The 24927-nt window shown below is 64.7% G+C and carries 23 protein-coding genes and 2 pseudogenes; 8 read left to right on the forward strand and 17 right to left on the reverse strand.

Annotated features, from left to right (window positions below):
- Positions 1 to 84 precede the first annotated feature (84 nt).
- Positions 85 to 921 (reverse strand): amino acid ABC transporter permease, encoded by an 837-nt coding sequence (locus tag CRO75_RS04870; protein ID WP_097134607.1) that lies wholly within the window; start codon positions 919 to 921, stop codon positions 85 to 87.
- Positions 918 to 1739 carry an ABC transporter substrate-binding protein gene (locus CRO75_RS04875; RefSeq protein ID WP_097134608.1) on the reverse strand — a complete coding sequence of 274 codons (822 nt, stop codon included), beginning with the start codon at positions 1737 to 1739 and terminating at the stop codon, positions 918 to 920. Before CRO75_RS04875 ends, CRO75_RS04870 begins: the two co-directional genes overlap by 4 nt.
- Positions 1740 to 1850: 111 nt before the next feature.
- Between CRO75_RS04875 and CRO75_RS04880 the strand changes: the two genes are divergently transcribed.
- Positions 1851 to 2750, forward strand: coding sequence for a homocysteine S-methyltransferase family protein (locus CRO75_RS04880; RefSeq protein ID WP_097134609.1), 900 nt, complete (start codon positions 1851 to 1853; stop codon positions 2748 to 2750).
- Positions 2751 to 2898: 148 nt separating this feature from the next.
- Here CRO75_RS04880 and CRO75_RS04885 read toward each other — a convergent pair whose 3' ends face one another.
- Genes CRO75_RS04885 through CRO75_RS04895 form a run of 3 tightly spaced genes read right to left on the reverse strand, consistent with a single transcriptional unit; the run spans position 2899 to position 4667 of the window.
- The gene (locus tag CRO75_RS04885; RefSeq protein WP_097134610.1) at positions 2899 to 3570 is read right to left on the reverse strand and encodes a GNAT family protein; all 672 of its coding nucleotides are present in this window, start codon (positions 3568 to 3570) and stop codon (positions 2899 to 2901) included.
- Positions 3571 to 3588: 18 nt separating this feature from the next.
- The gene (locus CRO75_RS04890) at positions 3589 to 4035 is read right to left on the reverse strand and encodes a GNAT family N-acetyltransferase (protein WP_097134611.1); all 447 of its coding nucleotides are present in this window, start codon (positions 4033 to 4035) and stop codon (positions 3589 to 3591) included.
- Positions 4032 to 4667 carry an FMN-binding negative transcriptional regulator gene (locus tag CRO75_RS04895; RefSeq protein WP_007927566.1) on the reverse strand — a complete coding sequence of 212 codons (636 nt, stop codon included), beginning with the start codon at positions 4665 to 4667 and terminating at the stop codon, positions 4032 to 4034. The genes CRO75_RS04890 and CRO75_RS04895 overlap by 4 nt, the downstream gene beginning before the upstream one ends.
- A gap of 124 nt (positions 4668 to 4791) precedes the next feature.
- Between CRO75_RS04895 and CRO75_RS04900 the strand changes: the two genes are divergently transcribed.
- Positions 4792 to 6354, forward strand: coding sequence for a PLP-dependent aminotransferase family protein (locus CRO75_RS04900; protein WP_097134612.1), 1563 nt, complete (start codon positions 4792 to 4794; stop codon positions 6352 to 6354).
- A 39-nt stretch (positions 6355 to 6393) separates the two neighbouring features.
- On the forward strand, positions 6394 to 7605 hold the full coding sequence (locus tag CRO75_RS04905; RefSeq protein WP_097134613.1) for a YeeE/YedE family protein: 1212 nt from the start codon (positions 6394 to 6396) through the stop codon (positions 7603 to 7605).
- Positions 7606 to 7739: 134 nt separating this feature from the next.
- Here the strand turns inward: CRO75_RS04905 and CRO75_RS04910 are convergent, their stop codons facing one another.
- The 10 genes and pseudogenes from CRO75_RS04910 to aspA form a co-directional block, all read right to left on the reverse strand.
- Entirely contained in the window at positions 7740 to 8840 is a 1101-nt protein-coding gene (locus tag CRO75_RS04910) for a polyamine ABC transporter substrate-binding protein (RefSeq protein WP_097134614.1), read from the reverse strand.
- Positions 8841 to 8854: 14 nt separating this feature from the next.
- Positions 8855 to 9886 (reverse strand): histone deacetylase family protein, encoded by a 1032-nt coding sequence (locus CRO75_RS04915; RefSeq protein WP_097134615.1) that lies wholly within the window; start codon positions 9884 to 9886, stop codon positions 8855 to 8857.
- A gap of 161 nt (positions 9887 to 10047) precedes the next feature.
- Entirely contained in the window at positions 10048 to 11967 is a 1920-nt protein-coding gene (locus CRO75_RS04920; protein WP_097134616.1) for an ankyrin repeat domain-containing protein, read from the reverse strand.
- A gap of 71 nt (positions 11968 to 12038) precedes the next feature.
- Positions 12039 to 13031 (reverse strand): AraC family transcriptional regulator, encoded by a 993-nt coding sequence (locus tag CRO75_RS04925; protein ID WP_009041380.1) that lies wholly within the window; start codon positions 13029 to 13031, stop codon positions 12039 to 12041.
- An 81-nt stretch (positions 13032 to 13112) separates the two neighbouring features.
- Entirely contained in the window at positions 13113 to 14117 is a 1005-nt protein-coding gene (locus CRO75_RS04930; protein WP_097134617.1) for an asparaginase, read from the reverse strand.
- A 104-nt stretch (positions 14118 to 14221) separates the two neighbouring features.
- Entirely contained in the window at positions 14222 to 15661 is a 1440-nt protein-coding gene (locus CRO75_RS04935; protein ID WP_097134618.1) for an alanine/glycine:cation symporter family protein, read from the reverse strand.
- A gap of 402 nt (positions 15662 to 16063) precedes the next feature.
- Positions 16064 to 16247: pseudogene (locus tag CRO75_RS33175) on the reverse strand (hypothetical protein); the annotation flags it as partial.
- A 126-nt stretch (positions 16248 to 16373) separates the two neighbouring features.
- Positions 16374 to 16646 (reverse strand): annotated as a pseudogene (locus CRO75_RS04945) (2Fe-2S iron-sulfur cluster binding domain-containing protein); the annotation flags it as partial.
- Between the two features lie 122 nt (positions 16647 to 16768).
- Entirely contained in the window at positions 16769 to 17494 is a 726-nt protein-coding gene (locus CRO75_RS04950) for a hypothetical protein (RefSeq protein ID WP_097134619.1), read from the reverse strand.
- Positions 17495 to 17784: 290 nt separating this feature from the next.
- The gene (aspA, locus tag CRO75_RS04955) at positions 17785 to 19209 is read right to left on the reverse strand and encodes an aspartate ammonia-lyase (protein ID WP_007928510.1); all 1425 of its coding nucleotides are present in this window, start codon (positions 19207 to 19209) and stop codon (positions 17785 to 17787) included.
- Positions 19210 to 19390: 181 nt separating this feature from the next.
- Here aspA and CRO75_RS04960 point away from each other — a divergent pair, with 181 nt between their 5' ends.
- The 5 genes from CRO75_RS04960 to CRO75_RS04980 all read left to right on the forward strand — a co-directional run bounded on the left by CRO75_RS04960 (position 19391) and on the right by CRO75_RS04980 (position 23262).
- Complete coding sequence (locus CRO75_RS04960) at positions 19391 to 20308, forward strand: LysR substrate-binding domain-containing protein (RefSeq protein ID WP_009041373.1); 918 nt, start codon at positions 19391 to 19393, stop codon at positions 20306 to 20308.
- A 392-nt stretch (positions 20309 to 20700) separates the two neighbouring features.
- On the forward strand, positions 20701 to 21192 hold the full coding sequence (gene purE / locus CRO75_RS04965; protein ID WP_007928512.1) for a 5-(carboxyamino)imidazole ribonucleotide mutase: 492 nt from the start codon (positions 20701 to 20703) through the stop codon (positions 21190 to 21192).
- Positions 21193 to 21203: 11 nt separating this feature from the next.
- The gene (locus CRO75_RS04970; protein ID WP_085532795.1) at positions 21204 to 22286 is read left to right on the forward strand and encodes a 5-(carboxyamino)imidazole ribonucleotide synthase; all 1083 of its coding nucleotides are present in this window, start codon (positions 21204 to 21206) and stop codon (positions 22284 to 22286) included.
- A 107-nt stretch (positions 22287 to 22393) separates the two neighbouring features.
- The gene (locus CRO75_RS04975; RefSeq protein ID WP_007928514.1) at positions 22394 to 22639 is read left to right on the forward strand and encodes a GlsB/YeaQ/YmgE family stress response membrane protein; all 246 of its coding nucleotides are present in this window, start codon (positions 22394 to 22396) and stop codon (positions 22637 to 22639) included.
- Between the two features lie 86 nt (positions 22640 to 22725).
- The gene (locus CRO75_RS04980; protein ID WP_085532797.1) at positions 22726 to 23262 is read left to right on the forward strand and encodes a DUF3299 domain-containing protein; all 537 of its coding nucleotides are present in this window, start codon (positions 22726 to 22728) and stop codon (positions 23260 to 23262) included.
- 7 nt (positions 23263 to 23269) lie between these two features.
- On the opposite strand, the gene CRO75_RS04985 is transcribed toward CRO75_RS04980, so the two are convergent.
- Together CRO75_RS04985 and CRO75_RS04990 are read right to left on the reverse strand one after the other, a co-directional pair.
- The gene (locus tag CRO75_RS04985) at positions 23270 to 24169 is read right to left on the reverse strand and encodes a D-hexose-6-phosphate mutarotase (protein WP_097134620.1); all 900 of its coding nucleotides are present in this window, start codon (positions 24167 to 24169) and stop codon (positions 23270 to 23272) included.
- A 72-nt stretch (positions 24170 to 24241) separates the two neighbouring features.
- On the reverse strand, positions 24242 to 24646 hold the full coding sequence (locus CRO75_RS04990; RefSeq protein WP_003229628.1) for an acyl-CoA thioesterase: 405 nt from the start codon (positions 24644 to 24646) through the stop codon (positions 24242 to 24244).
- Between the last annotated feature and the right edge of the window lie 281 nt (positions 24647 to 24927).

A 24927-nucleotide genomic window follows, 5' to 3' on the forward strand; every position in this document is an offset into this window, starting at 1 on the left:
AGTCGCGCCCGCTCGCTGCTCAATGATCTCGAGCGCCTGGAAAAGGGCCCGGGTACGCCCGGGCCCTAGGCACCCCACTGAGCCTCAGTCGCGCTTGGCGTAGGCCTTGCCGTAATGCCTTTCCATCCGCGCCTGGATCAGTTCCAGGCCGATCGACAGCAGCCAGTAGATAATCGCCGCGGTGCTGAGCATTTCGATGTAGCGGTAGCTGGAGCGGCCGTAGGACTGGGCCAGGAACATCACTTCCCAGACGCCCATCACCGAGATCAGCGACGAATCCTTGAGCATCGAGATGAACTGGTTGGTGGCCGGCGGGATGATGGTGCGCATGGCCTGGGGCAGGGTCACCTGCCAGAAGATCACGCTGTCACTCATGCCCAGGGCCAGGGCCGCCTGGCGTTGGCCGTGGGGCACGCCGAGGATGCCGGCGCGGAAGATCTCGCTGAGGTAGGCGCCGTAGTTCAGCGACAGGGCGATGATCCCCGCGGCAATGGCGCCCGGCACCACGCCCAGTTGTGGCAGGCCGAGGTAGATCAGCAGGATCTGGATCAGCAGCGGCGTGCCGCGAAAGAACGAGGCGTAGAAACTGGCGATGCCAAAGGCCACGGCGCTTTTCGACAACCGGGCCAGCGCGGTGACGAAGCCCAGCAGCGACGACAGCACGATCGAGCAGAGGCAGAGGAACAGGGTCAGCGCCGCGCCTTGCAGAAACCCGTTGGGCGCCAGGGTGATGCCGAGCAGGTTGGGCAGCTTGTCGAGGATGAGCGAGAACTTCAGGTCGAAGCTCAGGAAGAAACTGGCGAACAGGCCGAACAGCACCGCCCAGGTCAGGTACAGGCGGGCGCGGAACCCGAAGAGGCGTTTGACCCGTGGCCCGGCCAGCGCTTGCGGTGGCCGGGGCGGTTGCGAAAGAGAAGTCATTGGCTGATGTCGGCGCCGATCCATTTCTGTGAGAGCTTGCTCAGGGTGCCGTCCTGCTTCAGCTGGGCGAACACTTCACGGACCTTGGCATGCCACTGGGCGTCGCCTTTCTCAATGGCCACCGAGTTGGGTTCGGCGTACAGCGGCTCGCCGGCGAGCTTGAAGCGCGGGTCCTGGGCCAGGCGCGGCTGGGCCGTTACCAGGTTGGTGAGGATCGCGTCCAGGCGCACGCCAGCGCCCAGGCCGAGGTCCTGGAAGGCCACGTTATCGGTGTCGTACGGGGCGATCTGCACGTTGTCGAACGGGTACGGCAACCGGGTGTCCTCGGCGCCCTCGATCACCAGGTTCTTGTTCAGGTAGCTCTCGTAGCTGGACGCGCTGGTCAGGCCGACCTTCTTGTCGCTCAGGTCCTTGGCGCCGTGGATGCGCTGGTCCTTGGCATTGACCACGATCACCGCCGGCGAGGCGTAGTACTGCACCGGAAAGTCGAAGACTTCGGCGCGGGCCTTGCTCGGGGTCATGGAGCAGATGCAGATGTCGTAGCGCCCGCTCCAGCGGCCGGCGGCGATCACGTCCCAGGACGGCGTTTCCAGGCGCAGCTTCACGCCCAGTTTGTCGGCCACGGCCTTGGCCACGTCGACGTCGAAGCCATCGAGCTGGTTCTGATCGTTGAGGAAGGAGAAGGGCGGGTAGCTTTCCATCAGCACGCCGACCAACTCTTTTTTCTGTTCGATACGGTCCAGGGTGGCGCCGGCAAAAGCCTGGCTGGAGGCAGCGAGAATCGTCAGGCCCAGGGCCAGCAGCGGTTTGAATTTCATTGGAATCCCGGGCAGAAAAAAGGTTGTTATTAACTGAACGGTGCGTATTAAATAGTTATAAGAACGACTCAGATAGTGAGTTATTTTCATAAGCATATGAGAAAAAAGCATATGGGCGCAGAAAGCAGGGTAATTCTGGATGGCGGCATGGGTCGTGAACTGCAACGCCGCGGGGCGCCCTTCAGGCAGCCCGAGTGGTCGGCGCTGGCCCTGAGCGAAGCATCGCAGGCAGTGGAAGCGGTGCATGCGGCTTATATCGAGAGCGGTGCCAACGTCATCACCAGCAACAGCTACGCGGTGGTGCCGTTCCACATCGGCGAAGCGCGTTTTGCCGCCGAAGGCCAGGCGCTGGCGGCCTTGGCCGGCGAACTGGCGCGGCGCGCGGTACAGGCTTCCGGCAAACCGGTGCGGGTCGCCGGTTCGTTGCCGCCACTGTTCGGCTCCTATCGCCCGGACCTGTTCGAGGCCGATCGCGCCGCCGAGTTGCTGGCGCCGCTGGTCAACGGCCTGGCCCCGCATGTCGACCTGTGGCTGGCGGAAACCCAGAGCTCCACGGTCGAGGCGCGGGCGATCCATGCCGGCCTGCCCAAGGACGGCAAACCCTTCTGGCTATCGTTCACCTTGCACGATGAGAACCCTGACCAGGTGCCACGCCTGCGCTCCGGCGAGCCGGTGGCGGACGCGGCGGCGGTGGCCGCGGAGCTGGGGGTGGAAACCCTATTGTTCAATTGCAGCCAGCCGGAAGTGATAGGCGCGGCGATCGACGCGGCGCGGGCAACCTTCGAGCGGCTGGGGGTGAAGATCCATATCGGCGCCTACGCCAACGCCTTCCCGCCGCAACCGAAAGAAGCCACGGCCAACGATGGCCTCGACCCGCTGCGCGACGACCTCGATCCGCCGGGTTACCTGCAATGGGCGGCCGACTGGCGGCAACGCGGCGCCAGCCACCTGGGCGGTTGCTGCGGTATTGGGCCGGAGCACATTGCGGTGCTGGCGCAGCAGTTGGCCTAAACCGGGCGACTCCTTGATATCCCGGCGACGCTCGATGCTCTATGTAGCCGCTGCCGAAGGCTGCGATCGAGCGTCACGCTCGTAGGGATCCTGCAACCGCCGAAGACCCTGCGGGTCTATCGCAGGCTGCGCCAGCGGCTACACCGGCTTACCCTCGGCACTCCGCCAACCCTTTCAACTGCCCCGAGCCGCTCTGGTTATCCTCGCTCAACCAGCGCTCGAACCCGGCGCCGACCTTCGGCCATTCGGAGTCGAGGATCGAAAACCAGGCGGTATCGCGGTTCTGGCCCTTGACCACCATGTGCTGGCGGAACACCCCTTCGAAGCTGAAACCCAGACGCTCGGCCGCATAACGCGAACGGGCGTTGGCGTTGTTGCACTTCCACTCCAGGCGGCGATAACCGAGGGCGAAGGCTTCCTTGGCCAGCAGGTACACCGCCTCGGTGCTCTTGGGCGAGCGTTGCATGGGCGCGCCGAAGGTGACGTGGCCGATCTCGATGCGGCCCTGGGCCGGGACGATCGACATCAGGCTGAGCAGGCCCTGCACCTGGCCGCTGGCCCGGTCGACCACGCTGAAGAAATACGGGTCGCTGTTGGCCGCGTGGTTGTTCAGCCAGTCATTGAAGGCGCTGCGCTCGGTAAAGGGCCCGTAGGGCAGGTAGTCCCACAGTTTGGGGTCGGCGCCCGGGCCCTGGAAGGCACGCCACAGGTCGTCGGCGTGTCGCGCCGGGTCGAGTTTTTCCAGGCGGATAAAGCGCCCTTCGAGCAGGGTGGTCGACGGCGGCGGTACGCCTTTCCAATCGGCGAGTGAGGTCGGCATGGGGTTCTCCTTGAACGCTTAAAGGGCTTTGCGAAATTGAATGAAACCCGGGCGTTCGGCGATCCGCTCGTAGAGCTGGATGGCGGTGGCGTTGGTTTCGTGGGTCAGCCAGTGGACCTTGCAGCAGCCGTCGGCCTTGGCGGTGGCGTAGACGAATTCGATCAGTTGGCGACCGACGCCGGTGCCGCGTTGCTCCGGGACTACCAGCAAGTCCTGCAGGTAGCAGGAGTTCTCGATGCTCCAGTTGGAGCGATGGTAGATGAAATGCACCATGCCCACCGCCTGCTCGCCGTCCCAGGCCAGGGCGGCGTGGGTCGGCTCGGCGGGATCGAGGAAGCGTTGCCAGGTGCTGCGGGTGACCGTGTCGGCCAGCTCAGTCTCGTAGAAACGCAGGTAGGCCTGCCACAGCGGCAGCCAGGCTGCGTGGTCAGCGGCGGTGACGGGACGAATCTGGATCTGGCTCATGGCTGCTCCTGGCGCATCAGTTGGGAAATGCTCTGGTCATGGGGATCGGCGCTGGCGGCCAACCCTTCGCGTACGCCGGCGATGTCGGCGGCGGTGCGGTTCTGGCTGAGTTTGCGTTTGCCCTCCAGGCGCTGGATCGGCAGGGCGAAGCCGACGATGGCGCGCAGCATGCTGTCCATGAACTCGGCGGGGGCGTCCTCGAATTTCCAGGGGCTGGCGCGGCCGGCTTCATGCTGGTCGGTCAGGGCGCTGACCACTTCGCGGATGCGCTGCGGATCGTGGAACACCTCGGCCACGCCGTAGGCATGCACGCTCACGTAGTTCCAGGTCGGCACCACTTTGCCGTGCTCGGCCTTGCTCGGGTACAGCGACGGGCTGACGTAGGCTTCGGCGCCCTGGAAGATCAGCAGCGCCTCGGCGCCGCTGGCCAGTTCCTGCCATTGCGGGTTGGCCCTGGCCAGGTGGCCGTAGAGGGTGCCGTACGGGCCCTGGTCCGGGGCGAACGACAGCGGCAGGTGGTTGGCCTGCAGGCCGCGCTCCCCGTAGGTCACCAGGGTGGCAAGGCGGGTTTCCCCGATCAGCTGGTGCAGGGTGGGCAGGTCTTCTTCGGCGAAAGCGCGGGGTAGGTACATGGAAAAATATCCTTGGCGAATGGCTGCATCCTAGGCAGGCTATTGGTCTGTTGTAAGAGCCATCTTTGGTCATTTTCATAGGTCCATTTGATCGCTCTATCCCGTCGCTCAGAGGGGCAAGCCCATGAACAGCCCGACATTGCCGCTCTCCTTCAACCCCGCCGGTATCGAGCTGGACCGCGGCCAGGGGCTCAGCCGCCAGCTATACCAGGCGCTGCGCCAGCGGGTGCTGGACGGTCGGCTGGCCAGCGGCACTCGGCTGCCGGCCAGCCGCGACCTGGCGGCGGCCCTGGAGATTTCCCGCAACAGCGTGGTGCGCGCCTACGACCAGCTGTACGCCGAAGGTTTTATCGAAGGGCGGGTGGGCGATGGCACCTACGTGGCGCAATTGCCCGAAAGCCGGTTGCCGATCAAAAAGGCGGTGAAAAATTTATCCACAAAAGTATCCACAGGGTTATCACCAGGCTTACCCACAGGGTTATCCACAAAATCCCCGGTTTTACCTGGGATTACATCCAGTAAAGTTATCCACAGCGAGGCTTTGCAGAGGGTCGAACAGCATCATCTGGCGACTCCGCAAAACGGTCCGCCACGGGCTTTTCGGGTGGGGATTCCGGCCTTCGATCTGTTTCCGTTCGAGGTCTGGGCCAAGCTGAATGCGGCTTTCTGGCGCAAACCGGATCTGGGCCAGCTGTGTTATGGCGATTCGGCCGGCGAGGAGCGCCTGCGCGGATTGATCGCGGCCTACCTGCGCAGTTCGCGCGGCATGCAATGCACTGCTGAACAAATTGTGATCACCAGCGGTGCACAACAGGGCATAAGCCTTTGTGCACAGTTGCTGGTGAACCCTGGCGACGGCGTGGCTGTGGAAAATCCCGGCTATCGGGCGGCGGGGCATGCCTTCGCGATTGCCGGCGCGCGCCTGCACGGGGTGGCGGTGGATAACGAGGGCTTCGACTGTGCAGCCCTGGCGGCCCTGAGCGATTGCCGGCTGGCCTATGTCACGCCGTCCCATCAGTACCCCACCGGGGTCACCCTGAGCCTGGCCCGGCGCCTGGAACTGCTGGCCTGGGCCGAGCGCAGCAATGGCTGGATCGTCGAGGACGACTATGACGGCGAGTACCGCTACAGCGGTGCGCCGCTGGCACCCTTGGCGGCGCTCGACCGACAAGGCCGGGTGTTGTACGTCGGCACCTTCGGCAAGGTCGCGTTCCCGGCCTTGCGCCTGGGTTACCTGGTGTTGCCGCCGGCGCTGGTGCAACCCTTCGCCCAGCGCCGGGCGCTGGATGTGCGCCACTCCGAGGTCAGCACCCAGGCAGTGATGGCCGAATTCATGGCCGCCGGGCATTTCCAGCGGCATATCCGGCGCATGCGCCGCGCCGCCTTGAGCCGGCGCAATGCCTTGCTGGCTGGTTGGCCTGTGGATATCCCCGGGGTGGGCAAGGTGCCGAACGTGGCGGCGGGCCTGCACCTGACGATCCCGGTGGACAGCCTTGCCCGGGAGCGTGAACTGGTGGCGCAGGCCGCGGCCGTGGATGTCGAGATCAATGGCCTGAGCCACTACTGGCTGCCGGATTCGCCGCTGCCGCAGGACCGGCGCGCCGGGCTGGTGCTGGGCTTTGCCGCGGTGCCCGAAGCCGATATCGCCTGCGCCCTGGAGCGGCTGCGTCGGGCCTGGGGCGTGTGACGGCTATACTCGCGGCCATTGTCTTTGTCGAGAACCCTTATGAGCCTGACTCTTTCCGTGGCGCCCGAACGCAAGTTCGGCGCGCCCTTGTTCGCTTTGATCGTGCTGCTGGTCGGCGCTGTATTCCTGCAGGCCCAGGTCGGCTCGCGCCAGGTGTGGCTGTTGCTGCTGGGCGCGGCCCTGGGCCTGACCCTGTATCACGCCGCCTTTGGTTTCACTTCGGCCTGGCGGGTGTTTATCCGCGATCGTCGCGGCGCCGGCCTGCGGGCGCAGATGGTCATGCTGGCGCTGGCGGTGCTGCTGTTCTTCCCGGCCCTGGGCGCGGGCAGCCTGTTCGGTTCGCCGGTCACGGGGCTGGTGGCGCCGGCCGGCGTCTCGGTGATTGTCGGTGCGTTCATCTTCGGCATCGGCATGCAGCTGGGCGGTGGTTGCGCGTCTGGCACGCTGTTTACCGTGGGCGGCGGTAACGCGCGGATGCTGGTGACCCTGCTGTTTTTCATCTGCGGTTCGCTGATCGCCACACACCATGTGGACTGGTGGTTCGCCTTGCCGTCGCTGCCGCCGGTGTCCATCGTGCAGCGCTTCGGCGTGGCGCCGGCATTGGGGCTCAGCCTCGGTCTGTTCGCCTTGATCGCCCTGGTTACGGTACGCCTGGAGAAGAGCCGCCACGGCACGCTGGAAGCGCCGATCGACAGCGCGCACCAGGGCTGGCGCCGCCTGCTGCGCGGGCCCTGGCCGCTGGTGTGGGGCGCGGTCGCCCTGGCCTTGCTGAACTTCGCCACCCTGGCCCTGGCCGGCCGGCCCTGGGGCATCACCTCGGCGTTTGCCCTGTGGGGCGCCAAGGTCGCCAGCGGGCTGGGGGTGGATGTCGGCAGCTGGGTGTTCTGGCAGGGCGCGGCGAACGCCAAGGCCCTGGCCGCGCCGGTGTGGCAGGACATCACCAGCGTGATGGATATCGGCATCGTCTTCGGCGCCTTGCTGGCGGCGGGCCTGGCCGGGCGTTTCGCGCCAAGCCTGAAGATTCCCGCGCGCTCGCTGGTGGCGGCGGTGATCGGTGGTTTGCTGCTGGGCTACGGTTCGCGCCTGGCCTACGGCTGCAACATCGGCGCCTATTTCAGCGGCATCGCCTCCGGCAGCCTGCACGGCTGGCTGTGGCTGGTGGCGGCCTTTATCGGCAACGGCGTGGGCGTGCGCCTGCGGCCGTGGTTCTTTGCCGAGGAGCGTCAGCCGCAAGGGCTGACGGGCTGCTGAAACGCCGTGTACCCAAGCTTCTGTAGGAGCGAGGCTTGCCCGCGAAGGGTGTAAACGATAGTGCGGTATAGCGGCCAGATCGCCGCTGCGCGGCTATCGCGAGCAAGCTTCGCTCCTACGGAAGAACCGGGTAATCAGGTCCCGGCCTTGATCTTGGTCCAGGCCCGGGTCCGCGCCCGTTCCGCGTCCCGTGGCAGCGGCCGCAGGGTGTACAGCGTGCTCATCGCCGCGTCGGTCGGGTACAGGTTGGGGTTGTTGCGGATCGACGGATCGACCTGCTCGGTGGCGTCCTTGTTCGGGTTCGGGTAGCCGACGAAGTCGCTGACCGGGGCGATCACCTTGGGTTGCAGCAGGTAGTTGATGAAGCGGTAGGCATCGTCCGGGTTCTTCGCGCCTTTGGGAATCGCCAGCATGTCGAACCAGATCGGCGCCCCTTCCTTGGGCAGGCGCATGTCTACCACCACACCGTTCCTGGCTTCCTTGGCGCGGTTGGCGGCCTGGGAGAAGCTGCCGGAATACCCCACCGCCACGCAGATGTCGCCATTGGCGATGTCGGCCATGTACTTGGACGAATGGAAGTAGGTGACGTAGGGGCGGATCTTCAGCAGCAGCGCTTCGGCCTTGGCGTAGTCCGCCGGCTGCTTGCTGTTGGGGTCCAGGCCCAGGTGCTGCAGGGCCAGCGGCAGGATCTCCGACGGCGAGTCGAGCAGGGCCACGCCGCACTGCTTGAGCTTGCTGATGTTCTCTTCCTTGAAGATCAGGTCCCAGCTGTCCACCGGCGCGTTCTCGCCGAGGGCGGCCTTGACCTTGGCTGGGTTGAAGCCGATCAGGATGGTGCCGTACATGTAGGGCACGGCAAATTTGTTGCCCGGGTCGTTGGCCTCGATCAGCTGCATCAGCTTGGGATCGAGGTGGTTCCAGTTCGGCAGCTTGCTGCGGTCCAGCGGCTGGAACACCCCGGCTTCGATCTGCTTGGCGAGGAACACGTTGGACGGCACCACCACGTCGTAGCCGGAGTTGCCGGTCAGCAGCTTGGCTTCCAGCGCCTCGTTGGTGTCGAAGATGTCGTAGATCAGCTTGACCTGGCTGTTCTCGGCCTTGAAGTCTTCCAGGGCCTTGGGGGTGATGTAGTCGAACCAGTTGTAGACGCGCAGGGTGCGTTCTTCTGCCTGTGCGGCACCGCCCAGCAGCGCCGCGCAGAGCGCGGGCGCAATGTAGCTTTTGAGCCTGTTCATGTGGCGGGTTTCCTTCACTGGGCGCTTTGAAAGCCTTCGAGAACGTTCACGGCGTTGATGCCGATTTCTTCCACCGCGTAGCCGCCTTCCATGACGAACAGCGTCGGCTTGCCCAGGGCGGCGATGCGTTGCCCCATGGCCAGGTAGTCCGGGCTGTCGAGCTTGAACTGCGAGATCGGGTCGTCCTTGAAGGTGTCCACGCCCAGCGATACGACCACTATGTCGGCGCCATAACGGCGGATTTCTTCGCAGGCCTGTTCCAGCGCCGCGCTCCAGCTGTCCCAGCCGCTGCCGGCGGGCAGTGGGTAGTTGAAGTTGAAGCCAACGCCTGCGCCTTCGCCGAGCTCGTCCCCATACCCCAGGAAGAACGGGAATTCGGCTTCCGGGTGGCCGTGGATCGAGGTGAACAGCACATCGCTGCGCTCATAGAAAATCGACTGGGTGCCATTGCCGTGGTGGTAGTCGACGTCGAGTATCGCGACCTTCTTGTGGCCCTGGTCGAGGAAGGCCTGGGCGGCGATGGCCGCGTTGTTCAGGTAGCAGTAGCCGCCCATCAGGTCGCCGGCGGCGTGGTGTCCCGGCGGACGGCACAGGGCGAAGGCACTGCGCGCGCCGCGCTGGATCACCGCCTGGGCGCTCAGGGCGACTTGCGCGGCGCTGTAGGCCGCCTGCCAGGTGCCGGCGGTGATCGGCGCGCCGCCGTCGAAGCTGTAGTAGCCGAGCTGGCCGTGCAGGCTGGTGGGGATCACGCTGCGCAGGGTGCGCGCCGGCCAGGTGTAGGGCAGCAGGTCGCCGTCGATGCCCTGGGCCGCCCAGCGCTCCCAGGCGCCCTTGAAGAAGTCCAGGTAGGCGCGGCTGTGGATGCGTTCGATCGGCCCCAGGCCGAAGTCCCTGGGCGCCTCGACCGGGCCCAGGTTGCGATACTTCACGCGGTCCAGCACGTGGTCGGCGCGCGACGGCATTTCGAAGCAGGGCATCAGTTGCCCGTCGATCAGTTCGCAGCGGCCGTGGTGCAGGTGGTGATCGTCCGAGTAGATCGTCAGCATTTCTTGTTCTCCGCAGGCTGGTTCGGTGCTCACAGTCTTGCGGCGCCGGGGCTTTTGGAGAACGGCAGGAGCGGCCAAAAGGGGATCGATATGGCCAAAACCTGTGTCCGCAATTCGCCCCCTGAAGCAGCACGGCGCCCCCTTGCGGGGCGCCAGCGGGGTCAGCTTGCGGGCGGCGCTTGATCGAAGCGCTGCAGCACCTGGAGCATGTCCTCGCGTTTTTTCCGGGCGAGGATACCCAGCAGCAGGGCGCGGCCGTTTTTCTCGCAGCGCTGGCCGACATTCGGATCGGCGCCTTTCTCCAGCAGCAGGGTGAACATGTCCAGGGTCTCCTGCTGGCTGACAGTGGGGGACTTGTCGTCGGCGGAGGTCTTGTCGGCGACGAACGTCAGCAGGCTCTGGCCGCCGGGTTGTTGGTTGGAGCAGGTGCCACGACCGTAGCTCAGGTTGAGATTGGCACCGGCTTCGATCAGCTGCCTCATGGCCGCGTAGTTGTTTCCCCAGAACGCCCGGTACAGCGCGGTTTCGTTGTCATCCACGGTGCGCAGTTCGAGGTTCTGCGGGTGTTGCAGCAGCCAGGTGAAGCCTTCGAGGTTGCGTGTCTGCTCGGCCAGTTGCATCAGCGGGGTGTAGCCCCGGCTGTTTTGCTCGTCGATGGCGATGCCGGCTTCCAGCAGGAACTTCAGGCGCCCGCCCTGGTTCAGGTCGGGGCTGTCCTTGAGGTCGCGCTCCATGGCCTGCAGGGCCAGGGTGGTCCATTTGTACTGGCCGCTGGTATGGGCGCCGTGGGCCGGCAGCAGTCGGGCGATCTCCAGGTTTGGCGCGTCCAGGGCGTGCAGCAGGGCGCTGCGCCCGTCATCGGCCATGACTTCGCCACTGACGCCGCTGGCCAGCAAGCGCCGGACCTCGGCCGCGTCGCCGGCATCCACGGCGGCCACCAGCGGCCAGAAGCCCTGGCACGCCTGCGGGTTGGCGGATTTCAGGCCCAGGCGCTGCAATACGCGCGGCGGCACGCTCAACTGGCGTTGCAGGCGCATGCCGCAATACAGCCGATAGCGTTCGATGGCGCGGCCCTGGTGGATGTTGTCCAGCGGCCGTTGTTCGAACTGGGCCCAGTCCAGGTCGGCCAGGTTGAGGTAGGTCGGCATGCGCCCGGGTTCCCGACGCAGCACCTCCAACAGCCAGGGGCGGGCGGTTTTCAGCTGGCCGGCCTCGCTGGTCCAGTAGGCGATGTCGTTGAGCAGGCCCGGGTATTCGCTGCGATCCAGGGCCATGGTGCGAAAGTCATGGGCGGCGAAGAAGTCTTCCACCTGGCGGATGCCCGGCCCCTTGTCCTTGGCTTTGCGCAGTTGCTCGTGGAGTTCGCGGAACTGGGTCCAGACGTCGTCCGCCGTGGCCGCTGGCGAATAGGCATTGAAGGTGATCGGGCCCGTGCCGCTGCTGAAGGGGCGGAACCACTGGGGAAAGCGTTGCAGGGCGTACAGCCACTGTTGCTCGATCTCGCTACCGATCGGTTGCAATGGGGTGAAGTCCATCTGGGTCAGGTCGCGGCGGTGACTGACGGCCAGCATCGGCTGCTGCGGATAGCGCTGGTCGATCAGCAGATAACGCTGGCTGAGCTGCCAGTCCGGGCTGATGCAGTCGAAGCTCAAGGGCGTCAGGCTCAGCCCGACTTCGAGTTGATTGCTCGGCGGCCAGTTGTCCGAGACCTGGATCGGGTCGTCCGGCGAGACGCAGGCCCGCAGTTCCTCGGGGCTGAACAGCGGCAAAGGTGGCGACTTGTAGATGCGCTGCTGGTACTGCGCGTCCTGGTAGGCGTTGAGATAAAACAGCCCGCGGTACTGGCTGAGCACGATCCGCGCCGGAAGCTGCTCAAGGCCTGGCAGGGGGAACGGCTTGATCTGCAGGGTGGCGGTTTCCGGTTCGTCCAGGACGATACCGCGGGAGACTTGCCACCATTTGATCTTGGCCAGGTCCAGGTCGAATGCCTGGACGGCGGGGGCGATGGCGAGCATCAGCAGCGCCAGGCCGTTGGCGCAAAAGCGGATGTGCCTGGCAACGATGCCTGTAAAGAAGTTCACGTTTGCAGTCCCTTGCCGGTATGAAAGGCCGGCAATGTAATGCAATCGGCGGTTTTATGCCGGGGTTTGTGTCAGGGCCGGAACTGGCTCGGGGCGACGCCGCTCCAGCGCACGAAGGCATGGCGGAAGCTCGCGGTTTCGCTGAAGCCCAGGGCCTCGGCGATGCGATAGATCGGCAGGTCGTCCTCGCAGAGCATCTGCTTGGCCCGCTCGAAACGCAGCTCGTCGAGCAGTTCCTGATAGCTGCAACCCAGGTCCTTGAGGTGTCGGCGCAGGGTGCGGGCCGAGCAGTTCATCTGTTCGGCCAGGCCTTCCAGGCCCGGCGCGGCGTCCAGTTGCGCCGCCAGCAGCTGGCGGATGCGCCCCAGCCACGCCTGGCGCCCGGTGAATTCGGTGTTCTGCTTGCGGCAGCGTTCGGCCATGGCCTGGTGGGTGATGGCATCCGCCAGGGGCAGCGGCTGTTCGAGCCAGCGTCGGTCGAAGGCGAAGGCGTTGCAGGCTGCATCGAATTGCAGCGGACAGTCGAAGCGCTCGGCATAGCGGCGCTGGTAATCGGGGGCGGGGTAGTCGAAGCGGGCGCCGCGCAAGGGCAGCGGATGGCCCAGCAGGTCGTCGCAGATGACCTTCAACGACACCAGGCAGAACTCGATATTGAAGGTCGCCAGCGCCGGGTTCTCGCGGTAATCCGCGGCGGTCAGCCAGATCAGCTCGCCGTCCGCTTCCAGGCTCAGCTGGAAAAGTGTTCCCAACAGCGCCGGATAACGCAGCGCCAGGCGCAAAGCGTCACCTAAGGTGGCACTGGTGAGCAGGGCATAACCGAGCATGCCGTAGCTGGAGACGTGCATGCGCCGGCCCAGCTCCAGGCCGATATCCCGTTGCAGGGCCACGGCGTTGGCGCACACCAGCATTTCCTGGTTGGTGGTGATGCGGGTGTCGGCGCGGCTCAGGTCGGCGGCGTTGATGCCGCTGCCGGCCAGCAGCGCGTCACTGGGCAGCCCTTGGTCCTTGAAGGTGTTGAGCACCAGCGAGACGGCGTTGAGGGTGGTGAGGTGGGAATGCAGCATGTCCGTTTCCAGCCCGGGGGATGCTGAAAACGGAGCAATTTGTATGCCGCGCCAGCGACAAATTCCAACGATGACGCGCTGTCAGCTCAGCTCGCCGCACAGGTCCAGCTCCACCAGGCGCCGCACTTCGGCGCTGTCCAGGCCGGCGCCGAGCAGGGCGTTGAGCTTGCCGAACGCCGCTTCGCGGGTCATGCCGCCGCCGGACAGCACGCCGACGCCGCGCAGGCGGCTGCCGGCCTCGTAGATGTCCAGCTCCACGCCGCCTTCATGGCATTGGGTGATGGCCACGACCACGATGCCCTGGTCCCGGGCGCGTTGCAGGCTGGCCAGGAACTGCGGGTTATCGCTCGGCCCGGTGCCGCTGCCGAAGCACTCCAGCACCAGCGCCTGGATGCCGCTGCCCAGCAGGGCGTCGAGCTGTTCGGCGGCGATGCCCGGCACCAGCGGCAATACGCCGACCCTGGCCAGTTGCTTGCCCTGGCGGTAATCCAGCTGCGGCGGAATCGAGGTCGCCTTGGTTCCGCCGCCCTGGCGCTGCAACGCCGCGAACGGATGACGGCCGAAGCTGCGGATCTTCGCGCAGCGGGTCGGCGCCAGCAGTTCACCGTGGAAGTACAGGTGCACGCCCGGCGCCAGGCCCTGGCCGAGGGCGACCAGGGCGCCGCCGAGGTTTTCCCAGGCATCGCTGTCGGTCACCCCGGCCGGCAGCATCGAGCCGGTGAACACCACGCGGGCATGCAGGCCCAGCAGCTGGAAGCTCATGGCCGCGGCGCTGTAGGCCAGGGTGTCGGTGCCGTGCAGGATCAGCACGCTGTCGCAGCCCTGCACGTCGACCGCATCGACCACGGCTTCGCGCAGGCGCTGCCAGTAGGCGGGGGTCATGTTGGCGCTGTCGATCAGCGGCGCCATCTCGCGAAAGCGCCAGTCGGGCACCACCAGCTCGGGCTGGCTGTGCAGGTAGTCGCGCATCCGCGCCTCGAAACCCGAGGCCGGGGCCAGGCCGTGGGCGCTGGCCTGCATGCCGATGGTGCCGCCGGTGTAGAGCACCATGACGTGCTGGGCGGCAGGGTAGGTCGAAGGGTTCATGGGATTCTCCGAAACGGTGAGTTCCTGTGGGAGCGGGCAAGCCCGCTCCGACATTTATCGCACTGTAATCGACGGGCGCAGAGGATGCGCCCGCCGTTCACCCGTCAGCGTTGCGCTGCGGGCACGCCTTGCGGCTCGGCCTGGGTGACTGCCGATGTTTCGGCGGGCCAGGCCTTCAGGTCCAGGTCCAGATCGGTAAATTTGCTGGAGTCGAACACTGGCTGGCTGACGCCGGCGCGGCGCTGCTCGTCGTAGTCGCGCATCACGCGCAGGCCGACCTTGAACAGCATGGCCAGGGCCACCAGGTTGACGAAGGCCAGGCAGGTCATGGTGATGTCGGCGAAGGCGAACACGGTCGACAGGTCCTGCATCGAACCCCAGACCACCAGCGCCAGCACCAGGCCGCGGAAAGTCATCAGCGCAGTGCGGTTGCGGGTGAGGAACTGCAGGCTGTTCTCGCCCAGGTAGTAGTTGTAGAGGATGCAGGTGAAGACGAACAGCGACAGCGCGACGCTGACGAACATGCGGCCCCAGTCACCGACCACGGCGGCCAGTGAGTTCTGGGTCAGGACGATGCCGTCACCTTCGAAGCCCGGGGTGTAGAAGCCCGACAGCAGGATCAGCAGCGCGGTGCAGGTGCAGATCACGAAGGTGTCGAGGAACACGCTGAAAGCCTGGACCACGCCTTGGGCGCCCGGGTGCTTCACGGCGGCCACGGCGGCGACGTTCGGCGCACTGCCCAGGCCCGCTTCGTTGGCGAACACGCCACGCTTCACGCCCATGACGATGGCGCTGCCGAGCAAGCCGCCGAAGGCCGGGTCGAGACCGAAGGCGCTCTTGAAGATGGTTTCCAGCATGGCTGGGACGTGTTCGATCTGGGTGCCGATCACGTACAGGGTCACGCCGATATAGGCCAGAGTCTTGATCGGTACCAGCAGGTCGGACACCGAGGCGATGCGCTTGATGCCGCCGATGAAGGTGATGGCCAGCAGCACCGCCAGGACGATACCGGTGTGTTGTGGGTCGAAGGCAAAGGCGTTCTGCAGCGAGTGGGTCACGGTGTAGGACTGCAGGCCGATGAAGGCGAAGCCGTAGGTGACCAGCAGCAGGATCGAGAACACCACCGCCATGCCTTTGAGCTTCAGGCCGTGCTGGATGTAGTAAGCCGGACCTCCACGGTACAGGCCGTCGCCATCGGCGCGCTTGTAGACCTGGGCCAGGGTACATTCGAAGAAGCTGCTGGACATGCCGACCAGTGCGGTCACCCACATCCAGAACACCGCACCCGGACCGCCGAGGGTCACGGCGATACCGACACCGGCGATGTTGCCTGCACCGACACGGCCGGCAAGGCTGAGCATCAGGGCCTGGAACGAGCTGAGTTGCCCGGCGCTGCCTTTGAGGCTGTCGCGGAACACCGCGAACATGTGGAAGAAGTGGCGTAATTGAACGAAACGCGAGCGGATCGTGAAGTAGCTACCGAGCCCGACAATGAGCACGATCAGTACTTTCCCTGAGAGGAAGTCGTTGATGACTTCGAGCATGAAGTATTCCTCGCTGTTTTTTGTAAAGGCAGAAGCTGGACGGTCCGAAACATCGAGTTACACACCGTCGCGCAGACAGCACGACAGGTGGGCCGAGTGTTCGTCCCGGTTCCAATTCGCGGGTTGTTATTAGTTCGGGTTTCCCGTGAGGTTGAGCCTCGTTACCGACGGCCGCCCACGTGAAGAGGGGGCGCACTATACCGGTGCGCGCGCCCGCCGTCTGCATGTAGCGCGTCGAGCCGAGGAACGGCAGGCGGGGAAAAGGGCTGAATCGGTTCTTGCGCGAGCTCTTTGGCACGCTTGTGCAGGCGCGCCGATGGCGGTCGACGATCACGCGGTGGGGTGGGTGGAGCGCCGCCTTGCGGCTATCGCGGGCAATCGAGCGTCGACCGGCCGCGGGCCTCAGAAGTAGTAGCCGATATTGACGTTGGTCCGGTAGTACCACTGGTTGCTGCCCACCGAGCTGGTGAAGCCGCTGCCGTTCTCCGCGCCGCCGTAGGGGTTGGCGTTCCGGGCCCAGGAACTGCGCGCCCACGGTGTACATCGGCGAGTCGTCCCAGCCGCTCTGGTTTTTCATCATCCGGCTACAACAGCGGTTTTGCAGACTCTCAGCGGTTTTGTGGGTTTGGCGGTACGTAACTGCCGTACAGCCTTTGCCTCGCAACGATTACGTAGCAATTACGTAACCGTTACGTAGCAATTACATAGCGCGCTAGAGATCCCGCACCAGGCGCCGGTTCTTGCAGCCGGAGATGCAGACCATCATCGATCGCTTGGCCGCCCGTTCGGTCTTGGTCAGCACGCCGTCGTGGTGGTCGATCTCGTCTTCCACCACCCGTGTTTCACAGGAGTCGCAGACCCCTTCGCGACAGCTGTGGTCGATGTCGCGGCCGGCTTCGAGCAGCACATCCAGCAGGCGCAGGCCGGGCTCCATGGACAGGGTCTTGCCGGACTTTTTCAGCTCGACGCTGTAACTGCTCTGGGCGGGCATTTGCTCAAGAACTGTTGCAGTCCTTGTCGATACTCCTGGGGCGGCATGAGGTCACTGTGTTTGGCGATGCGACAGGCCAGGCCCTTATGTTAGGTAAAGCCTCGGCCGCTCGCCGCTCAGGCTGGAAACTGCCGTATATGCTGTTCCACCCACTTGAACAGGCGCTCGTCGAGCAGCGCTCGGTAGCGGTCGTAGGCGTCCTGGTGGCTGTTGAAGAGCGGGTCCTGATTGATCCGCGCGGCCAGCGCGGTGGGGCTGTCGCTCCCGGCATGGCTCGCCCTCAGGTATTTCTGTCGCTGATCGGCCTGTTCCAGGGTGTCCGCCAGGGCGTCCAGTTGCAGATGCCTGAATTGGGCGATGACCTGGGGCAGGTGAAAGTGCAGGGCACTGTCAAAGCCTTCCCAGTCCTCAAAGGCCAGCCACTCGTGGAGCACCATGAAGCAGCGCGATGCCGGTGCCAGTTGTTCCAGCGGCTCGAAGGCCAGCCAGTACTGGCGCGGCAGCTGCTCCTCGGTTTCGATGGCCTGGGCGATCAGGTCCAGGGCCCGGCCCTTGTCTCGGTGATGTTTGCGCAGGATGCGCTGGGTCAGGGTGAAGCGTGCTTCTTCTATAGCGTGCAGGGCACGGTTCAGGTCGTAGCCGGCGTTGTGCAGGTATTCCCGGGCTTGCTCGGGAGGCAGGCCGGACTTGTCCATCAGTAGCGGCAACAGCTCGGACTTGTAGAGCTCGGCGGCTTGCTGGGGATTGCCCGCGCAGCGTTCGAGCAAGGCCTGGGCATGGCGCAGGCCCACGGGGATCAAGCTGCGCAGTTGCTGTATCGCCTGGATTTGCGTCGGGTCCATCGACGGGATGCCTTGGTATTCGTTGCCGGTCGCGGCGGGAGGTCGATTATCTACCCTGATGGCCGATTGTGCCTGGCCAAAGCCTGGGCGAAGTATCGCCAGGGCCTGGATCTGTAGCCGCTGCCGCAGGCTGCGATCGACCGCGAAGCGGGCGCGGCGGTTTCAAGGGAGGGGTAAATGAGCAGGCAAAAAAAAGGGCTTGGAGAAGAATCTCCAAGCCCTCAAAAAGGTGAGAGGTGTCTAGTCCCTCGACCTGGTGAGCAGTGCCCTGTGGCCAGGGCGGGCGTTGGTCAGGCTTTGAGCGGGACCAGACGCGGGGCAATCATGTTTTCCGGGCGCAGGATGTCGGCGAGCATGGCGTCGTCGAGCAAGCCTTCTTCGCGCACCAGTTCCAGTACGCCGCGGCCGCTTTCCAGGGCGATGCGGGCGATACGGGTGGCGTTTTCATAGCCGATGTACGGGTTCAGCGCGGTGACCAGGCCGATCGAATGCTCGACCAGTTCGCGGCAGCGCTGCTCGTTGGCGGTGATGCCGGTGATGCAGTGCTCGCGCAGCATGTCCATGGCGCGTTGCAGCAGGCGGATCGAGTCGAAGATCTTGAAGGCGATCAGCGGCTCCATCACGTTCAGTTGCAGCTGGCCGCCTTCGGCCGCGATGGTCAGGGCCAGGTCGTTGCCGATGATCTGGAACGCCACCTGATTGACCGCTTCCGGGATCACCGGGTTGACCTTGCCGGGCATGATCGAGCTGCCTGGCTGACGCGCTGGCAGGTTGATCTCGTTGATCCCGGTACGCGGGCCGCTGGACAGCAGGCGCAGGTCGTTGCAGATCTTCGACAGCTTGACCGCGGTGCGCTTGAGCATGCCGGAGAACAGCACGAAGGCGCCCATGTCGGAGGTGGCTTCGATCAGGTCGGCGGCCGGTACCAGCGGCTGGCCGCTGATGGTGGCCAGGCGCTGGACGGCCAGGGCCTGGTAACGCGGGTCGGCGTTGATGCCGGTCCCGATGGCGGTACCGCCCAGGTTCACTTCGGTCAGCACTTCCGGCGCCAGGGTCTTCAGGCGGGCCAGGTCTTCGCTCAGGGTGGTGGCGAAGGCGCGGAACTCCTGGCCCAGGGTCATCGGCACGGCGTCTTGCAGCTGGGTACGGCCCATCTTCAGGACGTGGCTGAACTCTTCACCCTTGGCGGCGAACGACTGGATCAGGCTGTCGAGGCTGGCCAGCAGCGCGTCGTGGCCCAGCAGCAGACCCAGGCGGATCGCGGTCGGGTAGGCGTCGTTGGTCGACTGCGCCATGTTCACGTCGTTGTTCGGGTGCAGGTACTGGTATTCGCCCTTGCTGTGGCCCATGGCCTCCAGCGCGATGTTGGCGATGACTTCGTTGGCATTCATGTTGGTCGAAGTGCCAGCGCCGCCTTGAATCATGTCCACCACGAATTCTTCGTGGAAGTCGCCGCGGATCAGACGGGCACAGGCTTCGCTGATGGCAGCGTGCTTGGCTTCGCTCAGGTGACCCAGCTCGCGGTTGGCGTCAGCAGCTGCCTGCTTGACCATTGCCAGGGCCACGACCAGTTTTGGGTAGTGCGAAATCGGAACGCCGGAGAGGCGGAAGTTGTTCACCGCTCGCAGGGTCTGGATGCCGTAATACGCTTGAGCAGGTACTTCGAGTACGCCAAGCAGGTCTTTTTCTGTGCGGAAAGATGCAGCGGAGGACATGATAGAAATCATCTCGATATGGACCCGGTCGGTGCCGGAACGCTGCGAATCCTAGGCCTGCGGGAAAATTTGGGCCAATGCTGTTAAACACTGGCCTATGCATAAACGGCATAATGCCCGTGTGACGCCGCTTGCGCGGCAAGCGTGTGACCTAAAATGGTGCGTTCCCCGGGAGGACGTGATGAATCTGGAAAGCAAATGGCTCGAGGACTTCAGTGCCCTGGCCGCCACCCGCAGCTTCTCGCAGGCCGCCGAACGGCGCTTCGTGACCCAGCCGGCTTTCAGCCGGCGGATCCGCAGCCTGGAAGCGGCGCTGGGGCTGACCCTGGTCAACCGCTCGCGCACGCCGATCGAACTGACGGCGGCGGGGCAGCTGTTCCTGGTGACCGCGCGCACGGTGGTCGAGCAACTGGGCGAAGTGCTGCGACACTTGCATCACCTCGAAGGCGGGCAGGGCGAAGTGATGCAGGTCGCCGCGGCGCACTCCCTGGCCCTGGGCTTCTTCCCGCGCTGGATCGCCCAACTGCGTAACGAAGGCTTGAACATCGCCACGCGGCTGGTGGCGACCAACGTCGGCGACGCCGTGCATGCCCTGCGCGAAGGCGGCTGCGACCTGATGCTGGCTTTCTATGACCCGGACTCGGCCATGCAGATGGACCCGGAAATCTTTCCTTCGCTGCACCTGGGGCAGACCGAGATGCTGCCAGTGTGCGCGGCGGATGCCGCCGGCAAACCGCTGTTCGACCTGGAAGGCGAGGCCAGCGTGCCGCTGCTGGCGTACAGCGCCGGGGCGTTTCTCGGGCGTTCGGTGAACCAGCTGCTGCGCCAGCGCAACCTGCGGTTCACCACGGTCTATGAAACCGCCATGGCCGACAGCCTCAAGAGCATGGCCCTGGAAGGCCTGGGGATTGCCTGGGTGCCGCACCTGAGCGTGCGCGCCGAACTGGCCCGCGGCGAACTGGTGGTCTGTGGCGGCGCGCAATGGCATGTGCCGCTGGAGATCCGCCTGTACCGCTGCGCCCTGGTACGCAAGGCCAACGTCCGGCTGCTGTGGCGCAAGCTCGAAGGCGGCGCGGCGCAGGGCACAGGCAACACCTGACCTGTAGCCGCTGCCGAAGGCTGCGCTCGCTCTGGGCGGCACTCCGTCGTAGGGGCCGAAAAACCTGGCGACGCGGTCTGTCTGAAGGATTGGGAACACCCCCTTTGCGCCGGCTTCGCCGTCGATCGCAGCCTGCGGCAGCGGCTACAGGAATCTGGCAAGGATCCTGGCCCATGCTGACTGACCCCGAAGTCAATAAAACCGCCGCTTTGCGCTTGAAACATGGTGTATGACAGATGGTCGGCAAAAGTGCGTTTAATGCACCTTTTTCGGTATACTGCGCGGCCTTCGGCCGGTTCGTCCGGCCATAATTCGTACATTCAAGCCACGCACTCCGCGTGGCTTGTTGTTTTTGACGCGCCCGCGGGCGCCCAGAGAGAAGAGGCACGACGATGAGTGCATTGGTTGGCGTGATCATGGGCTCCAAGTCCGATTGGTCCACCCTTAGCCACACCGCCGATATGCTGGAAAAGCTCGGCATCCCTTACGAGGTGAAAGTGGTCTCTGCCCACCGCACCCCGGACCTGCTGTTCCAGTACGCCACCGATGCCGAAGCGCGGGGCATCGAGGTGATCATCGCCGGTGCCGGTGGCGCGGCCCACCTGCCAGGCATGTGCGCGGCCAAGACCCACCTGCCGGTGCTGGGCGTTCCGGTGCAGTCGTCGATGCTCTCGGGCGTGGACTCGCTGCTCTCCATCGTGCAGATGCCCGCGGGCATTCCGGTCGCCACCCTGGCCATCGGCAAGGCCGGCGCGATCAACGCCGCATTGCTGTCGGCGAGCATCCTTGGCGCCAAGCATCCGCAATTTCATACTGTGCTGAAAAAATTCCGCGCTGAGCAGACAGACAGCGTCCTGGACAATCCAGACCCACGCATCGCCTGAGGTTTTTGACGATGAAGATCGGTGTAATCGGTGGCGGCCAGCTGGGTCGCATGTTGGCTCTGGCGGGCACTCCGCTGGGGATGAACTTCGCTTTCCTCGACCCGGCTCCGGACGCCTGTGCCGCTGCCCTGGGCGAACACCTGCGAGCCGATTACGGCGATCAGGATCACCTGCGCCAGCTGGCTGACGAAGTGGACCTGGTGACTTTCGAGTTCGAAAGCGTGCCGGCGGAAACCGTGGCCTTCCTGTCGCAGTTCGTCCCGGTCTACCCGAGCGCCGAAGCCCTGCGCATCGCCCGCGATCGCTGGTTCGAGAAGAGCATGTTCAAGGACCTGGGGATTCCGACCCCGGCGTTCGCCGACATCCAGTCGCAAGCCGACCTGGAGGCCGCCGTGGCCAGCATCGGCCTGCCGGCCGTGCTGAAAACCCGCACCCTGGGTTACGACGGCAAGGGCCAGAAAGTCCTGCGCAGCCCTGAAGACGTGGTCGGTACTTTCGCCGAGCTGGGCAGCGTGGGGTGCCTGCTGGAGGGCTTCGTGCCGTTCACCGGCGAAGTCTCGCTGATCGCCGTGCGCGCCCGCGATGGCGAAACCCGCTTCTATCCGCTGGTGCACAACACTCACCACAGCGGCATCCTCAAGCTGTCCGTGGCCAGCAGCGATCACCCGCTGCAGGCCCTGGCCGAAGACTATTCCAGCCGCGTGCTCAAGCAACTGGACTACGTCGGGGTGATGGCATTCGAGTTCTTTGAAGTCGACGGTGGCCTCAAGGCCAACGAGATCGCGCCACGGGTGCACAACTCCGGGCACTGGACCACCGAAGGCGCCGAGTGCAGCCAGTTCGAAAACCACCTGCGGGCTGTCGCCGGCCTGCCGCTGGGTTCGACCGCCAAGGTCGGCGAGAGCGCGATGATCAACTTCATCGGCGAAGTGCCGGCGGTGGAGAAAGTCATCGCCATCGACGATTGCCACCTGCATCACTACGGCAAGGCCTTCAAGGTCGGGCGCAAGGTCGGTCACGCCAACCTGCGCTGCAAGGACAGGGCGACCCTCGAGGCGCAGATCCTCAAGGTCGAAGCGCTGCTCGCCGAATAACTTCCTGAGGCCGCGGTGGAACCAATCGGGGCCGCCGTTCTCTGATGGCAGGATGCCAAGGCGCTGACTAGGCTTTGGCATACCTAACTCATACAGAGGGAAATGCCATGGGAATTATTGGAACCATCTTTATCGGCTTGATCGTTGGCCTGCTGGCTCGCTTCCTGAAACCGGGCGATGACAGCATGGGCTGGATCATGACCATCCTGCTCGGTATCGGCGGTTCGCTGGCAGCCACCTACGGCGGCCAGGCCCTGGGCATCTACCAGGCGGGCCAGGGCGCGGGCTTCATCGGCGCGCTGGTTGGCGCGGTCGTGCTGCTGGTGATCTACGGCCTGGTCAAAAAGAACTGATTTAGCGACAAAGCCCTCTCTGCTGCGCAGGTAGAGAGGGCTAGAATGCCCGGCGTTGTCTTGTCCCTTTCTTGCCGAGCTCCTCCATGCGCCGTCTTCTGTTGACTCTTGTTCTGCTGGGCCCGGGCCTGGCTCATGCCGGCGAACTGCCGGAAACCGACTGGCTTGAACTAATGCCCAAGTCGGACCAGAAAGCCCTCGAGCAAATGCCGGAAATCGATCACAACTCCCCCGAAGCCAATGGCACCTTTACCGCAAAGGGCGGCCTGAAGCAGAGCAAGGGGTTGCCGGCGGTGATGTATTCGACCAAGACCGTGCCGGCCATGAACGGCAAGGACATTCGCATCGGCGGTTATCCGGTGCCGCTGGAGTCCGATGCCAAGGGGCGCAGCACGCTGTTTTTCCTCGTGCCTTACCCGGGCGCCTGTATCCATGTGCCGCCACCGCCGCCCAATCAACTGGTGCTGGTGCGTTTCCCCAAGGGCGTGAAGCTGGACGATATCTACACGCCGCTGTGGGTCACCGGCCACCTGAAGATCGAGACGGTCAGCAACGACCTGGCCGACGCGGCCTATGCGCTGGATGCGCAGAAAGTGCGGGTGGTGCAGGAGTCGGATCTGTAAGGCGGCGTTACAGCGGTACGCTGGTAACGCTCACTCCCAGGGTATGACTGGCGCCCGGCGCCAGGGTCACCACGTCATCCATCACGTTGGCGGTCTCGATGCACAGCATGCGTTGCCAGCCATCGTCGGCCATGTCGCTGAACTGCTCGGCGCGGGCGATCCACGGGTTCCAGATTACCGCCGAGCGCGAGCCGTTGCTGGTCAGCTGGATGCGCCGCTCCCAGGCCGGGTCGACGATGCTCAGCTGTGGCGGAGGGTCGAGGTAGATACGGTCGGTCTCGCCGGTGAAATGCAGGTCGCCGGACTGTTGCGCAATCTTCCAGTCGTCCAGGGTCTCGATGTAATTCAGGCCGTCCAACCCTTCGACATGCACCTTGCGCACATCGCTGACCGCGAAGTAGCTGTGCAGCGCCTGGCTGATGGTGACCGTGTCGTCGCCCAGGTTGTGGCTGGTGAGGTTGATGTGCAGTTGGTCGTCGAGGCGGATGCCCAGCTTCAGCTCGACCTGGTGCGGCCAGCCTGGCAGCCCGCCTTCGGGGATCGGCAGTTGCAGTTCCACCAGCAGGCTTTCGCCTTCGCTCTGGATGCCCAGCAGTTCCCAGTCGGTGGCGCGGACCAGGCCGTGGGCCCCGGCCGGCTCGCTGCCCTGGCGCATGGCCTGGACGCTTTGCGGGTTGCGCGCGAAGTTGCCGAACCACGGCCAGCACACCGGAACGCCGGCGCGAATGCTTTTGCCGCTCTTGAACACGGCCTCGTCGTTGAGCCAGATCAGCGGCGGTTGCCCGGCCAATTGATAGCTGAGGATGTGCGCGCCTTGCTGGGCCACCAGCAGTTCGGCCTGACCGTGGCGGATGCGCCAGCAGTTCAGTTCATCCAGTTTCACCGTTTCAACGTGAGGGGTAGGCATGGTGCTGTTCTCGTTCAAAAGCAGGGCTGCTATGGACCACGTAACAGCCGCCGGGTTTAACCCACGCCGAATTTAACGGGCCCTGGGTGGAACCGAGCGGGTGCGGCCACTGCCGTCGATGGCAACGAACACGAACACCGCCTCGGTGACCTTGCGCCATTCGCTGGACAGCGGATCGTCGCTCCAGACCTCGACCATCATCTGGATCGAGCTGCGACCGATTTCCAGGGTCTGGGTATAAAAGGAAAGCTGCGCGCCGACCGCGACCGGCACCAGGAATGCCATGCGGTCGATGGCGACCGTGGCGACACGCCCGCCGGCCACGCGACTGGCCATGGCGGTACCCGCCAGGTCCATCTGCGCCACCAGCCAGCCGCCGAAAATATCGCCAAAGCCGTTGGTTTCGCGGGGAAGCGCGGTGATTTGCAAGGCCAGGTCGCCTTGCGGGATCGGATCTTCTTGTTCGAGCTCTATCATGCCGGGGGTGCCTCTGACCCGTGACTCTTCATTGGTACTTCAGGTGAATAGCCGTCTTGAGGAAAAACGATTCAGCCCGAACATACTACGTTCGTCACGTTCTTCGTAAGGCGTACTAAAGGGAAACTCTGCGAAACCGGCTGGCCCAGTCGGCGCCTGGGGCGCCCAGCGGCGTTTTCGCACAGCAACCCTTGCCGGGGCGGTGTTGCTCCAATGCCTGCGAGTATATCGGTCGACAGGCTCGGCGACGACCACCCGGTTCTGATTTTGATTGTCAATTG

Origin of the sequence: Pseudomonas sp. LAMO17WK12:I10, from assembly GCF_900215185.1 — a bacterium.
Classification (GTDB): domain Bacteria; phylum Pseudomonadota; class Gammaproteobacteria; order Pseudomonadales; family Pseudomonadaceae; genus Aquipseudomonas; species Aquipseudomonas chlororaphis.